Genomic DNA, 16,116 nt, shown 5'->3' on the forward strand with positions numbered 1-16,116 from the left:
TTCCGGGCGACCATACCCATACCAATGAAGCAGGGGCGGAGCTGAATGCTGCCGCTGTGATCGAGGGTGTAAAAGCACTGAAAAGAACTCACTTGAAAAGCTGTTTACTGGAATAACACTGATCCGGACGGCGACGGTTAATCGATTACTGAGCCTGATAAAGCAATAAAACCAAACGGATATTAACCCTCTTTTAGTCAATTGTAGCATTATTTTAACAAGTACTAGGCCTATTGTATATTTTGTCTACTATATTGGTAGTATATAAAATAATTTCCTTATACTTACACCATGAAAACAAGTTTACGCTCTGCAAGTATTCTATCTCATCTCCCCCGATTATTGAATTATTGTTGTTGTTACAGTAATTTTTGTTAAGCTATGTATCTGATTCATTGGTCTAAATGTTTCATGTGTCATCGCTTCCATCTACCTCCGGCTTTTAAAAATATCCACTTTACCTTAGGGTTTGGTTAGGAATTCTGCGGCCCTATACCGTCATTTTAATACTGAAAAATCAATTATATACTTAAACTTAAATCATGGAAAATCTTTACTTCACAGGCGCTTCTTTCTCTCCCTTCAGCAATTGGTTTTGTTTTGTATTCGACTGTTCTTTTGAACGTACTGAGGAATATAAGGTGTTGATGGGGATAGATTTCTAAATCCCTCTTCCTTCCCCTTTCTGATGTCCAGCCCTGAGCTGTAAAATCACCTGTTCATTATTGTTTCATCAATGACATTATCAACTAATTATACTAGTGGAATAGAATTCTTATGCACTTTTTTTTATCAAAACCCGCCGTACTGTACGCTCTTTTAATGCTTGTTTTCTTTAGTTTTTCGGGCTGTAAGAAGAACAATTATACCATCGCAACCACATCCGACCTGAATATTACCGATTATCTGGCTCAGCATCCCGATCAGTTCTCTGAATTTTCATCCGTATTGAAACGTTCTGAAATTTCGGGCGTACTGAATGCCTACGGAACCTATACGATCTTCGCCCCCGATAATGATGCCGTAAAATTGTGGCTTAAGGATATCGGGAAGAGCTCCGTGCAGGAAGTTCCTGTAGCGGAGCTGAAAGATCTGGTGAGGTACCATTTATTTACAGATACCATTACTACCAGCTCGTTCACCGATGGTAAAATCCCGGTTCTGAATCAATATGGTCAATACCTGATTACCGGAGTTTCGACCATCAATGGCGTATCCAGTATCCAGGTCAACAGGTCTGCGAATATGATCAGCAGTAATATTATCACCGGTAATGGCGTCATACATGTGCTTGACCGGGTGCTGATCCCTGCAAAACTGACCCTTGCCCAGCTTATTGAACAAAATCCTTCTTATTCTATATTTACGCAGGCATTGAAAGAAACCGGTTTTTATGATACCCTCAACCATATCAATGGGAGCCACCGGTGGCTTACCGCAATCGCAGAAAGTGATTCCTCTTTTCATGAAGCAGGTTTCAGCACCTACGCCGCTTTAAAAACAAGGTATTCCACTAAAAATGACCCGCTCGATCCGGCAGATAGCCTGCACCTTTTTGTGGCTTATCACCTGTTGCCTGACATTAAATATCTGGCAGACATTGTCAGTGCTTCTTCCCATGAAACCCTTGCTTTAAATGAAGTGATTACCACTAAATTAAATGGGGAAAGCATATTGATCAACGAAGATACCTTTAACGATGTAGTGGAAAAGGGAGTCCTGGTGAATCGTGCGAAGAGTGATTTTCAGGCCAGTAATGGTACGCTGCATGAACTGTCAGGAAACCTGAATATCAAACTGAGGGTACCCTATGCCATCTACTGGGATCCTGCCGATCAGCCTGAAATACGGAAGCTGGTTTCGGTTTTCCGGAAATCTGGCCAGAAAGCGGCATTCTCAGATCCGGAACAATTTGAAGGAATGAAATGGCAGGGAGGCGATATTACCTATAATTCCAATGCAAGCTCAGCCAGTGACGCGTATGTTTACGATGATTTCCTCTCCTTTTATATCAGGAGTGCCGTTACCCAATGGATAGAATTTACCACGCCTTTCATCGTCAAAGGCAGGTATAAAATCTGGATTTGCTACCGCAGGGCGCGTTCCCAGACCATACAGATCCAGTTTGATGATGTGGCGATGCAGAATGTAGTCCTTGCCCATGATTATTACCCGGTTAATGAGACGGATAATGGGGCAGAGGCGCTTGGTTTTAAGCGTTTTGTGGTCACTGCAGCTTCGGTGGCGAATAATGTTGCGAAACTGAGTGGAATTGTAGAGGTGAAGACCAGTGGGAAACATAAAATCAAATTTGTCGCCCTGAGCAATGAAAGTGGTTCTGCGAACACCTTTAACCTCGATATGATCCATATTATTCCTTACAATATTGAACAAAAGTGGCCACGCTTTAACAGGGACGGTACTCAGGTTAACCCCTAAGGCTCCCAGCAATCATCTAATATAATCACCAATAAAACGCATGATCATGAGTAAGAACTTCGCTTACCTCAGTATCTTACTGTGCATCTTCAGTGCCTGCCAGAAAGATACTTTCAATGAATATTATGAAAGACCTGCATCCCTTGCAAATCCCATCTACCAGCAATTGCAGGCCAAAGGAAATTTCAATTCTTTTCTTTCCTTAATTGACAAAGCCGGCTATAAGGATATTTTGAATGCCGCCGGCTACTGGACTGTCTTTGCGCCGAATGATAACGCATTTAACGCTTATCTAAGTGCACACCATATCCAAAATGTATCGGCAATAGAGGCTACGGAAGCCCGCAGACTGGTGGAGTACGCACTGGTGTTCAATGCTTTCAAAACCGACCATATAGCAGACTACCAGTCCAACCTGGGTTGGGTGACGAATGCGGCTTTCCGAAGGAGGACGGCATATTACGATTTTGTGTACAGCGGCGAGATCAAAGGCATCAGCTCCAAGCTACTTGCAGCGAACCGCAACGGCAGTTATGTGGCCGCAGATAATAACAATAAGTACCTGACCTATTTTTTCTCCGGGTATTTTGATGCGCAAAAGCTTACGGCTGCCGACTACAACTATTTTTTTCCAAATGCTACCTATACCGGTTTTAATGTGCTGAATGCGGCTGTGGTCAACAAGGATATTGTTGGAGAGAATGGCGTGATCCATGAAACAGACCAGGTGCTTAGTCCGCTCTCCAGTATCGACCAGTATTTGACAGCCCATGCCGAGTACAGCGAATTTAAGAAATTGCTGGATACCTATAAAGTAAGCTATGCCCCCAATGCTGAGGCGACCACCAGGTATCAGGCCTTAACGGGTTCGGCAGATCAGGTGAATATCAAGCTATATGATGTATCCCTTGCTTTTTCACCCAATAATGAAAATTACCTGAAGTTGCAGGACAACGACGGACAAGCGAACAGCTGGACACTTTTTGCACCAACAAATGCAGCGTTGCTGGCCTATGAACAAAATGTATTGCTGAAACATTATGCGACCAAGACCATCAACCAGCTGCCCCTGGAAGTGATCACCGATTTTTTGAATGCACATTTCTGGCAGTCGGCCGTTTGGCCAAGCAAATTCAAAACGACCACCAATTACCTGAATGAAGAGGCCAGGTTTGATCCCGCGACCGATATTACAGATCAGCAGGTATTGAGCAACGGCTTTTTCTATGGCACCCGTAAGGTGCAGGAAGCCAATGTATTTCATTCAGTATATGGCCAGGCTTACCTGGATCCCCAATACACGCTCTTTAAAAGGGCGCTGGATTTGGAAAGAAAACTGACGATAATTAACCCTAACCTGAAGTTCGCCTTGTTTTTAATTTCAGATGCAGTGCTGAGGTCGTACGGTTTTGACTGGAATACCCCCAACAATACTTTTGAATATACGGCCAGCGGAGGGACAAAAGTTATTGGTACCGATGCGGTAAACCGTCTCAAGCGTATTGTCAATACCCATATTGTTCCTTTAACGGCCTCAGGCCTGGATATCTCGGAAGAGCAGCTCGCGGAAACCATTGGCGGGGAGGTCATCAAGTTGAAAAATGGCGAGGTATATAGTTCCGGCACATCAGACCGTACATCGGTAAATGAACAGTCCGTTGCACTGAGTTCAAAAGTGGAGGCGAATAACGGGGTTTCCTATGCTGCTGACGGGCTGCTTGATTTTTCCAGCCTGAATATCGGCAAGCATATCGAAAAGTACGGGAATACCGCTTCTGCACCTTATTACAGTTTTTACCAGTTTCTGAAGAATGCGACTACGATTTACAACAGCAGTACGGGAGAGATCAGCGGTGTGGTTACTGGTACTTTTTATACGGTACTGATCCCTACTGATGCCGCTATCCAGCAGGCCGTGACCGATGGGGTGCTGCCCAAACTGGCCAGTGGATTGCCGAATTATGCGCCTACAGCCGCTGCCGATGTCAATTTGGTGCTGAATTTCATCCGGCACCACCTGATTAACAATGCCATTATCATCGCCGATGGCAATAAGGATGGCAATTTTGAAACGCTGTTGAATGATGCTGCAGGTTATCCGGTGACGGTAAAAGTAACCAATGTGAACCGCGTCCTCTCCTTTCAGGATAAACAGAATTTTACCTCTACCGTCACCGGCCCCGCAAATAGTAACCTGTCCAACAGGACTGTTCTTCACCAGATTAATTCCTACCTCAGGCCTTAATTATTAAATATCATTTGTGCTATGCAATTCAATATATATAGTTTTTCTTTCTTTCTGTCTATCCTGTCCTCCCTTGCATTTTCCTCCCTTGCGCAAAGTCCGGAAATAAAAACGATGATCAGGGGGAAAATTACCGATTATACCGATCACCGGCCGGTTCCGGGAGTATCGGTTGTGGAGGTGGACAAAAACAGGCGTACGGTGAATGGGGTTTCGACCGACAGGGAAGGAAACTTCGCGCTTAAGGTTTCGGATGCCACGAACAGCGTCTCCATCTCTTTTATTGGCTATAAAACACTGACCCTGAAAATCGGCAGCCGCTCGGTCTTTAACCTGGAAATTACGGCCGAGGAAAACGCACTCACTGAGGTGACCATCTCAGCTGGTAAATCGGTCGACAGTGGAAACGGACTTCCCGTGGAAGAGAAAAACCGCACCACAGCCGTAGCGACAATCAGTGCGAAGGCAATGGAAGAAATGGTTGGAGCCTCGATCGACCAGCAATTGCAGGGCCGCCTTTCCGGGGTAGATATTGCGGCAGAGAGCGGCAATCCCGGGGCGGGGATGCAAATCAGGATCAGGGGGACTTCCTCTATCAATGCGGGAACCAATCCTTTGATCGTGGTCGACGGTATGCCCTATGAAACGACGATTTCCGATGATTTCAACTTTGGTACGGCGGATGAACAGGGCTATGCCCAGCTGCTGAATATTGCCCCTTCAGATATCAGTGAAATCAGTGTATTGAAAGATGCTGCCGCCACAGCCGTATGGGGATCCAGGGCCGCAAACGGGGTCTTGTTAATCACCACAAAAAGGGGGACTATCGGGAAGCCGGTGCTGACCTATACCTTCAAAGGATCGGTGTCCAGACAGCCTGACGGAATTCCGATGCTGAGCGGCGACCAGTATTCGCAGCTGATCCCGGAAGCCTACATGAACCGGACGGGGGCAGCGCTGAATACCTCTACCTATAAGGAATTTTCCTATGATGTGAAAGACCCTTACTGGTATTACAATTACAGCAACAATACCGACTGGGTGAAGGAAATCACCCAGACAGGGGTACTGCAGGACCATAATATATCGGTCTCCGGAGGCGGGGAAAGGGCAAAGTATTTTGCCTCCATGGGGTATTTCAAACAGGGAGGAACCGTGATTGGGACAGACCTGGAGCGGATCACCACCAGGATCAACCTGGATTATAACGTGTCGGACAGGCTCCGGTTCCGTACCGATGTGGCTTACACGCATGTGGTCAATAACCAGCCTTACAGCAATACCATACGTGAAGTGGCCTATAAAAAGATGCCCAATATGAGTGTGTACGAGTATGACATTTACGGCAACCAGACCCCCAATTATTTTTCGCCTGAACAGAATATCCAGGGGTATTTTTTTTTCAATTCCAATGGCGCCATCCGCGGGACTTACAACCCGGTAGCCATGGCCCTCGCAGCGAAGAATGTACAGGCCGGGGAACGGATTGTTCCCAAGTTTAATATTCAGTATACCCTTGTCCCTTCTTTGCTGAAGCTCAGTACCGATGTGCAGTTCGATATCAATACCCAAAAGACGAATTCATTCCTGCCACAGATAGCTACCGGAAGACCATTTACAGAAACCACCGTCAACCGGGCGGGCGACAGGGATTATGATACCTACAGTGTGCAGACAAAAACAAATCTGCTCTATACACCCACCCTGGGGCCTAAACATAGCCTCTCCGGTGCTTTATCTTTTCAGACGAGTGACCTGCAATATGTAGATCAGCAAATTCTGACCTCCAATACGGCATCCTCTTATTTGCAGGATGTATCCTCCGAGTCGAGGACACAAAGCGATGGGCTGTATACGCTTTCTTCCCAGATCAGGCGCCGTTCCATCGGGGCAATCGCCAATGTACAGTACGGATTTATGGGCAACCGCTACATCCTGAATGCAGCAGTGCGGATGGATGGGGATTCCAGGTTCGGGCCTGCCAACAGGTTTGGTTATTTTCCTTCCCTGTCGGGCAGATGGAGAATTTCAGACGAAAACTTCCTCAAAAAAGCAACATTTATAGACGACCTGAGCTTAAGGTTAAGCTATGGACAGGTGGGCAATACCCCGCGCTATGATTATACCTTTTACAATACCTACAGCAATTACACCTGGAATTATATGGGACTTTCCGGAGTGTACTCCTCGAACATAGAACTGAAAAACCTGAAGTGGGAAACGGTAACCGGAAAGAATATAGGATTAAACCTTATTTTACTGAAAAACAGAATCAATCTCGATGTGGATGTCTACCGTAACCGCACTACAGATATGATTTATCCTGACCTGCAGCTGATGTCTTCCTCGGGTTTCCAGTCCGTAGACCTCAACGTGGGGACGATGGACAACCAGGGCTGGGAACTCAGCATTTTTACTACGCCATTGAAAACCAAAAAATGGGAGGTCGGCTTCAATTTCAATATCTCCCACAATGAGAACATCATCCGCTCTATTTCTTCCCTCTATCCGAGGGAGAGTACAAAGAGCGTCACAGAAAATGGGGTGTACAAAAGTTATCTGCAGGAAAACAACCCTTTTGGTTCTTTCTATGGTTTCCGTTACAAAGGGGTGTACAGCGACAAAGATGCGACCGTAGCGAAAGATGCCAATGGCAATCAGCTGGTAGGGCTGGATGGGGAGAAGATTTATATGCGCTTTAATTATCCGGCGGTAGATTATGTGTTTCAACCCGGAGATGCGGTATATGAAGACATTAACCATGATGGTGTCATCGATTACCGGGATGTCGTTTACCTGGGAAACAGTAACCCTAAGTTTTCAGGAGGTTTCGGAACCAATATCACCTACGGGGGCAACCTCACTTTACTGGTTTTCTTCAGTTACCGGTATGGGAACAGCCTCATCAATGGCACGAAAATCACCACCACCAATATGTCAACCTATGACAACCAGAGTACCGCAGTATTGCGGCGCTGGAAGAACGAAGGTGATGTTACCGATATCCCGAGGGCAGTGATCGGTACAGGATACAACTGGCTGGGGTCTGACCGCTATGTCGAGGATGGTTCCTTCCTGCGCTTGCGCAGTGTGACGGCAAAGTATAACCTGGATCAAAAGCTGGCGAAACGCCTGGGGATGCTTGGGGCCAGTTTATACTTCACGGCAGAAAACCTGCTCACCTGGACAAATTATACGGGACAGGATCCTGAAGTTGCCATCAGGATTACCAACGCTTTTTCTACGGTAACAGACAATTCATTAACTCCACCGGTAAAGACTTTTACCCTGGGTCTCTCCGCACGTTTTTAAATCAACCACCTTATGAAACTTTTTAAATCAACCTTTTATATCGTCCTTTTACTGTCTGTTGTGCTGCTCAGCTCCTGTAAGAAATGGCTTGATCAGGAGCCACAGGACGGGATTATCAAAGAAAACTTCTGGAAAACAAAAGAGCAGGTACTGGCAGCCGTGATCGGGTGTTACGCTTCGATGCAGGGGCCGCCGGCAGGAGTCTCTGACAGGGCTTTGCCTGAATACCTGTTCCTCTGGGGAGAGCTGCGCGGGGATTTCTTAACGCCCGCCACCGGAATTACGACCGATGAGCAGGATGTGATCAATGTGAATATCCTGCCCACGAATTCCCTTTCCCGATGGGGCGCGGTTTACCGTACCATTAATAACTGTAACACCGTGATCGAGTTTGCACCAGCCGTGATTCAATACGACAATACCTTTACGCAGGCGCAGCTGAATGCCTATGTGGCTGAAGCGCTGGCATTGAGAAGCCTGATGTACTTTTATCTGGTGAGAAGTTTCGGGGAAGTCCCCCTGGTGCTGAAATCTACTTCTACCGATGAGGATATCAGTCCGATACCAAAAAGCAGTAAGGAAGCGATTCTGGCACAGATCACAAAAGACCTGCTTACCGCGGAAGCTGCTGCCGCAATAAGTTATGGCAGTAAGTTGTATGATACCGGAAGGCTGACCAAGGGCGGGGTGCAGACGATCCTGGCGGATGTGTATTTATGGGACGAGAAGTATACGGAAGCGATTGCGGAATGTGATAAAGTGATTGCCTCGGGAAAATATGGTCTGGTCGCAGGTACAGGTAGCTGGTTCAACACCGTGTATGGTGTAGGAAATTCCAACGAAGGTATTTTTGAACTTCAGTATGATGCACAAAAAATAAATACCCTGTATAGTCTTTTTGCCACCTCCAGGCGTCGTTTTGTAGCCGCCGGAAAAGTTTTGGAGGATGTGTATACGCTGGATTATGTGGACGAGACCAATGCCGATATCCGGGGGGTGGGTGCTGCGGTGAAGGCCAGTGACAATTCCATATGGAAATACATTGGTACAGATAATTACAATTCCAGGGCCGCGGCAGATTCCTATGCACACTGGTTTTTTTACCGGTATGCTGATGTTTTGCTGATCAAGGCGGAAGCCTGCAACCAGGTAAACCGCGGCCAGGATGCCTTAGACTTGGTGCAGGTGATCCGTACCCGGGCCAATGCGCTGGCTGGCACGGAGCAGGACCTGCAAGCGGATGATACAGAAGGGATCAGCGCTTATATTTTAGACGAAAGGGCCAGGGAGTTTGCTTTTGAAGGCAAGCGCTGGTATGACCTGCTGCGCAATGCCAAAAGAAATAATTACCAGAACCTGAATGTTTTGTTGCAGGTGGTTGCCGAAACGGTTTCTTCCGACAGGCAGCAATCGGCCCTGGCCAAATACAGGGATATCAACAGCCATTATTTCCCGGTCAATACCAATGAGTTACTGACCAATACAGCGCTGGTACAAAATCCATTTTATAAATAAAATCCATATCCAGATGACTTATAAAGTTTTACGACACCTTTACGTTCTGCTGCTTCTCACCGTGCTTACCGGCTGTAAAGATGCCTGGCAGGACCACAATGCAGTGAAGGATACAGACCTTAGCGGAAACCTTTTTCAAAAGATCGAACAGGAACCTTCATTAAACAGTTTTGCGGCCTTGTTAATTCAAACAGGTTTTGATAAGGTGCTGGCCTCCTCCCGAAGTTATACGGTCTGGGCTCCGCAAAATGAAGCGATAGCAACTTTAGCGGTAGAAATTACTCAGGATACCGCGAAATTGAAGCAGTTTGTAGCTGCCCATATCAGCCTGCAAAGCTATGCCAATAAAAGTGGATTAAATGGACAGCGGATTGAGACACTGAGCGGAAAATATATTACACTGAAAACCGACTCGGTTGATGGTGCCCGTATTGTGAAAGCAAATAGTTATGCCGGAAATGGCTTGCTGCACATTATCGATAAGGCCGAATTGGTTAAACAGAATATCTGGGAGTTTATCAGCGGCACGGGGCTGGCGCAGTTACAGAAGAACTATCTTTTATCACAGAATTATATCGGATTTGACCCGTCGAAGGCTGTGCAAACCGGTATAGACCCCCTGACCGGTACACCGGTCTACCAATCAGGAAGCGGGGAGGTGAACAGGAATTATTACCTGGATCAGGTGGCCGATTTAAATGATGAAGGGAAGCAGTTTACCTATTTCCTGCTGGAAGATGACAGTTATACCGAGGAGTACACCAGGCTCAGGCCCTATTTTAATACTTCGGAAGAGGCCAATCCGGCAAGTCTGACGGCATGGCGGCTAGTGAAAGACCTTGCTGTGGCCGGTGTGTACCCCTTAACCAGCTTACCGGATACACTCCTGTCGGTCGGACAGGTGAAAATCCCGCTGAGCAAGACGGTGATCTCTGCAACTTACCATCTGAGTAATGGAATTGTACATGTGCTGAAACGGGTAGGCTTCCGTCTGGAAGATAAGTTTCCCGCCCTGGTCGTTCAGGGGGAAGCGCCACTGGGCTATAGCAGAACAGATAAATCTGCCGTCACCTACTTCCGCGAGAAACGGGACCCCTCAGGAAATTCCTATAAGGATATTTTTATCTACGGGCATGGGATATCGCAGTTCTATATATCCTACAGGCTTCAAAACGTGCCGGCAGCAAAGTATAAGGTGTACTGGCGGGCGATAGCGGGAAATGCCGATAGCCAGACCATCGCTTTTCAGCAGCGGATAGCCTTTAACCTGGCAACAGATACCAGTTTACCCTATATCACCGTGACGCCCAATTCCTATACCGAGGTCTTGCTGGGCGAATATACCGCTGATACCTATGGCCACCTGGATATCTATCTGGTTGCTGCGGCAAGTGGAACAACCGGGCAGAATACACTGACACTTGACTACCTGAAATTAGTTCCGGTACTGGATTAACCATTCCCGGAAATTATATTATTCATTGAGATTAAATTATGCATCCACCATTGAAATTTAGAATCCTGTTTATAGCGCTGACCGTCATTTACAGCGGTGTATTACAGGGGCAGATACGGAGTAAAAAAGATACCCTGATTACCGGCAGGATCACCAGCTCAGCGGCAGGAACGGCGGTAGCAGGACTCAGTGTTTCCTACTTGAATTTAGCGGAAACGCTGACAGACAATACAGGTTATTTCAGCCTGAAAGTACCTCACCTGTGGGTAAGCCTGGATATCAGGGGACAGGGGTACCCGTATAAACAGGTTGCCCTGAAAGGGAAAAGTACGCTTGAGATTGTCTTGTACCAGAATAGCTTGAATACCAGCTTTGACGAAGTGCCCCTGAATGATGGGGTTCTGAGGACAAAAACTAAAATTACCGGTGCGGTAGACCAGATTGATATGGCCGGTGTGGGACAATACAGCAGGGAAACGCCGGACAGTTATTTCCAGGGTAAAATCGCCGGACTTGGAGTGACCAGGCATTCGGGTACACCCGGTAGAGGTGCCCTGCTCACTTTGCGGGGTCTGACTTCCATCAATACCTCCAACCAACCGCTGATTGTGGTTGATGGGATTATATACGACAATGAAAACTATGGCTCCTCTTTAGTGAATGCACACCGGAATAATCCGCTTCAATCTATCGACTTAAAGGATATCGACCAGGTAACCGTCATTAAAGATGCGCTGAATACCTATGGTACCAAAGGAGCGAATGGGGTCATCCTGATCAATACCATACATGCCAGGCAACTGGCCACCAAAATTGATTTCGATGTCAATACAGGAATAAATATAGCGCCTGGAGGTATTCCGCTGTTAAACGCGGCACAATACCGGACTTATCTGTCAGATATATTCCAGAGTGCCGGATATACCAACCAGCAGGTGCAGGCACTCCCTTATCTGGACGATCAGGTGTCTAATCCTGATTATCACCTCTATCACCATGATACCAACTGGCAGAAAGAGGTGTTTAAGGATAGCTATAGCCAGAATTACTACCTTAACATCACCGGGGGAGATAACATTGCCAAATATGCCTTGTCTGCCGGCTACCTGAAGAGTGACGGGATTATACAAAATACGGGGCTGACACGCTACAACACCCGCTTCAATGCAGATTTAAACCTGACTAAAAAGCTGACCGCTGCCGTGAACCTTGCCTTTACCTATAACCAGCAGAACTTAACCGATCAGGGACATGCGCTGAAAACAAATCCCTTGTATCTGGCCCTGGTGAAATCGCCTTTTATTCCCGTAAATGAAGTCAATGCCGATGGAAACGTGTCGCCTAACTTAAGTGATACTGATATTTTTAATGTAAGTAATCCTGCCGCCATCATTAAGAATGCGCAGCAAGCCAATAAAAATTACCGCTTTAACAGTCAGGTGAATGTGAACTACCGCTTCAGTAACAAGCTGAACCTGACTTCCATCTTTGGCATTACCTACGACAAAGTGAGGGAAACCAATTTTATTCCTGCTAAAGGGGTAGCTGTTGATACGCTGAGCAATGCCCTGGCCAAAAGCAGGTTGGGCAGCCGTGTGCCGCGTTTGTTCACCGTCAATAATGATACCCGGATCAGTTATCAGACTACAGTCGGACAGTTTCATGAGCTGGCGTTCAGGGCAGGGTTCCGGTTTAACAATTCCAGGTCAGAGGATGACTATGCCCTGGGGTATAATTCTGCCACAGACGACCTGATTAGTGTGGGAACGGGACTCAGTTCCTTGCGGCAGGTGGGGGGCGACATCGGAAAATGGCGATGGATCAACCAGTATTTGAGTGCTGACTATGGTTATGCCGGGAAATATTTCCTGAATGCCAACCTCAGTACTGACCAATCTTCACGTTTTGGAGCCGATATTCCCAATGCCTTATCCCTTGGCGGTGTCCATTCTGCTGTCCTCCCTTCAGCAGGTGTTTCCTGGTTGGTATCTTCAGAGCAGTTCCTGGCCGGGGCAGGATGGCTCGATCAGTTGAAGCTGAGGCTGAGTTACGGGCTGACAGGAAATGACAATATCGGAAATTACAGTGCCCGCAATTACTATGTATCACAGAATTTGCTCGGTATGGAAGGGCTGGTGAGAGGGAATATTGCCAATACAGCCCTGCAATGGGAAACGGTGAAAAAGGCGAATGTGGGTGCCGATTTTCTTGCATTTAAGGAAAGGTTGCAGCTGAGTGCCGATTTCTATCAGAATACCACTTCAAATATGCTGACCTATGAATCTACCGGGGCAAGTACAGGTCTTCCTTTGATCATTACCAATAACGGCGGGTTAACAACACGTGGACTGGAGGTAAGTGCCAGTTACCGTATCCTGAACGGAGCGGTAAACTGGGTGGCGGGTATCACACTGAGCAAGTACAGGTCAGAGTTAACCAGGCTCCCACAAAATCCCTTCATCGTTACCAACAGTGCCGGTGCATCTTATATAGCTCAGGTTGGTAGTCAGCCGAATTTATTTTACGGATATATAGCCGATGGGGTATACCAGTCTGATGCCATAGCTGCGGCAGCAAACAAGAGTACCCTCAACAGCGCGGGTATCCTGCAGGCTTTTAAAGGTGGGGATGTCAATTTTAGGGACATCAATAATGATCAGGTGATAGATGATCAAGACAGGGTTGTGATCGGAAACCCCAATCCGGATTTTACTGGCAGCCTGATCAATACTTTCCAATGGAAAAGGTGGTCGCTTGACGCTTTAGTTACTTTTAGCAGTGGTGGCGATGTGTTCAATTATACACGGTACCAGCTGGAATCACAAAGCAGCTACAACAACCAGACCCCAGCAGTCATTAACCGCTGGCGCAGCGATGGGCAGGAAACGGATATTCCCAGGGCATCCTATGGCGATCCGCTGGGAAATTCCCGGTTCTCCAGCCGATGGATAGCCGATGGTTCCTATATCAGGTTACGCTCCCTTTCCCTGTCTTATCGGATACCTAAAGTTGCTGGTGTGTTTAAATATGTAACGGTTTATGCGAGCGCGACCAACCTCATTACCCTCAGTCATTATTTGGGATACGATCCGGAGTTTAATGCCGGAGGGGGAATCTTTAACGCAGGAACGGATTATATGCTGGAGCCCCAATACCAATCGGTACAGCTGGGGATCAGGATCGGCTTGTAAGCTAATGAAACCATCATCAGCTACCCGCTTACAAACAACAATGAGAACGCTGATGATCGCTTCATCACCGGTAAAAACAAATATTTACTAATGAAACCATCATCAGCTACCCGCTTACAAACAACAATGAGAACGCTGATGATCGCTTCATCACCGATAAAAACAAATATTCACTAATGAAAAAATTATACAGATGATACAACTTCACATGATATACAGGTCTTTAAAATCCCCAAAAAGTATAGGCTTACTGCTCGTGGTACTGATGATGCATTCCTCGTGTAAAAAGGTATTGGACATTGACCCAGAGCAGACACTTGCCGCAGAAAATATGTACCGTAATGTTTTTGACGCTGATGCTGCAGTCATAGGCATTTACGGAAAACTACAATCCCTCGCAGGCCAGTATGTGGTTTTAAATGAATTGCGTGGCGACTTGCTGGAAGTAACGGCGAATGCCAGTCCGGACCTGAAACAGGTCAGTACACACCAGGTGGCTATTGGAAATCCATATGCCGATCCCCGCCCGTTTTATGAGGTGATTTTCTATTGCAATGATGCCCTGAAGAATTTTGATGTGATGCTGAAGGATAAGAAATTTACGACTGCGGAATACAATTCAAGATATGCCGATATTGGTGCGGTACGTTCCTGGTTATACCTGCAGCTGGGGATTCATTTTGGAACCGTACCCTATGTCACCCATCCTTTTGAAAAGGTCGAAGAACTTAAAGATGTCTCCAAATATCCAAGGTTAAACTTCAAACAATTGCTGCAGGAACTGATCACCTTTACAGAACGCTTACCTACTTTAGCCCCTTATCCTGCCGCTACCTCTTTGGTCACTACTGTAGATGGGTACTCAACCGCTAAGTTTTTTGTCGACAAACAGATTTTACTGGGCGACCTCTATCTGTGGAATAACGATTATTTAAAAGCGGCCACCAGTTACAAAGCGGTGATGGAGCGGTATACGACGAGTGCTGACGGTGTGGAACAATTTGATTTCTACAAGGTCAGGTATGCGGAAGCTGCATCAAACAATGACCTGGCAGTGGGTTACATCAGGTATCAGGAGCAGAATTTAGGGTCGCTGATCAACAGCAATACCCAGGGCTGGAAATCTATGTTCGCCCGCAGTCAGGATGTGTTATGGAATTCGGAATGGATCTGGGTGCTGCCCTTCAATAAAAACTTCGCCCCTGTGAATCCATTTATTGACCTGTTCGCAGTGAAGGGAGGGAAATACCAGGTGAAGCCTTCACAAACCGCCATCAGCAACTGGGGCAGTCAGACCCAGCAAAACGGATTTTCTTTTGATGCACGCGGATTGTTTAGCTATGCGTCGGACAGCGGACAGCCGGTGGTGAGTAAATACACCTATAATTACAATTTTTTGCTACCGCTGGAAAAGACCGGAAACTGGTTTTTATACCGTGCGGCATTGCTGCACCTGCATTATGCAGAAGCGGCAAACAGGGACCATCAGGGGAAGGTGGCCTGGGCATTGGTCAACTATGGCATTGCTTCAGCCTATGATGACGCTGCAAATACAGATAAAACCAATTTACAGCAGAGCCATGAGGCGGCTCCCTATGATTTTGATGCGAGATATGGTACTGCCCCGTATTTTAGGGGACCATGGCACCGCAATGCGGGAATCCGGGGCAGGGCATACCTTACGCCCTTAGCCAGCGCTTTACAAGATGACCAGCTGGGATTGGAGGATGCCATTTTAAATGAAGCAGGTTTGGAGCTCGCTTATGAGGGCAACCGCTGGCCGGATTTATTGAGAATTGCTTTACGCCGGAATGATGCTTCTTTTCTGGCAGATAAAATTGGCGATAAATTAGAAAAAGACGGATATACGGATGCTGCCGCGGTGAGGGCAAGGCTGCTGGATAAAGCCAACTGGTACCTGCCTTTTAACTGGTAAATACAAAGTCCGGGTACAGGTA

8 protein-coding genes are annotated in these 16,116 nt (G+C 46.8%); all 8 read left to right on the forward strand.

Going from position 1 to position 16,116, the window contains the following annotated elements; all coding sequences use genetic code 11:
- Nucleotides 1-542: 542 nt before the first annotated feature.
- The 8 genes from ACSBL2_RS07000 (at nt 543) to ACSBL2_RS07035 (ending at nt 16,094) form a co-directional block, all read left to right on the forward strand.
- A complete protein-coding gene (locus ACSBL2_RS07000) occupies nt 543-665 on the forward strand; it encodes a hypothetical protein (protein ID WP_442590963.1) in 123 nt (40 codons plus the stop codon).
- Nucleotides 666-822: 157 nt separating this feature from the next.
- Nucleotides 823-2,439, forward strand: a complete 1,617-nt coding sequence (locus tag ACSBL2_RS07005) for a fasciclin domain-containing protein (protein ID WP_442590964.1) — start codon at nt 823-825, stop codon at nt 2,437-2,439.
- 46 nt (nt 2,440-2,485) lie between these two features.
- The gene (locus tag ACSBL2_RS07010) at nt 2,486-4,684 is read left to right on the forward strand and encodes a fasciclin domain-containing protein (RefSeq protein ID WP_442590965.1); all 2,199 of its coding nucleotides are present in this window, start codon (nt 2,486-2,488) and stop codon (nt 4,682-4,684) included.
- 21 nt (nt 4,685-4,705) lie between these two features.
- Entirely contained in the window at nt 4,706-7,996 is a 3,291-nt protein-coding gene (locus tag ACSBL2_RS07015; RefSeq protein ID WP_442590966.1) for a SusC/RagA family TonB-linked outer membrane protein, read from the forward strand.
- Nucleotides 7,997-8,008: 12 nt separating this feature from the next.
- Nucleotides 8,009-9,511 carry a RagB/SusD family nutrient uptake outer membrane protein gene (locus ACSBL2_RS07020; RefSeq protein ID WP_442590967.1) on the forward strand — a complete coding sequence of 501 codons (1,503 nt, stop codon included), beginning with the start codon at nt 8,009-8,011 and terminating at the stop codon, nt 9,509-9,511.
- A 13-nt stretch (nt 9,512-9,524) separates the two neighbouring features.
- Entirely contained in the window at nt 9,525-10,967 is a 1,443-nt protein-coding gene (locus tag ACSBL2_RS07025) for a fasciclin domain-containing protein (RefSeq protein ID WP_442590968.1), read from the forward strand.
- A 50-nt stretch (nt 10,968-11,017) separates the two neighbouring features.
- Nucleotides 11,018-14,158 carry a SusC/RagA family TonB-linked outer membrane protein gene (locus ACSBL2_RS07030; RefSeq protein ID WP_442590969.1) on the forward strand — a complete coding sequence of 1,047 codons (3,141 nt, stop codon included), beginning with the start codon at nt 11,018-11,020 and terminating at the stop codon, nt 14,156-14,158.
- Between the two features lie 193 nt (nt 14,159-14,351).
- Nucleotides 14,352-16,094, forward strand: a complete 1,743-nt coding sequence (locus ACSBL2_RS07035) for a RagB/SusD family nutrient uptake outer membrane protein (RefSeq protein ID WP_442590970.1) — start codon at nt 14,352-14,354, stop codon at nt 16,092-16,094.
- Nucleotides 16,095-16,116 lie beyond the last annotated feature (22 nt).

Origin of the sequence: Pedobacter sp. AW31-3R, assembly GCF_052180285.1 — a bacterium.
In the GTDB taxonomy this organism is placed as follows: domain Bacteria; phylum Bacteroidota; class Bacteroidia; order Sphingobacteriales; family Sphingobacteriaceae; genus Pedobacter.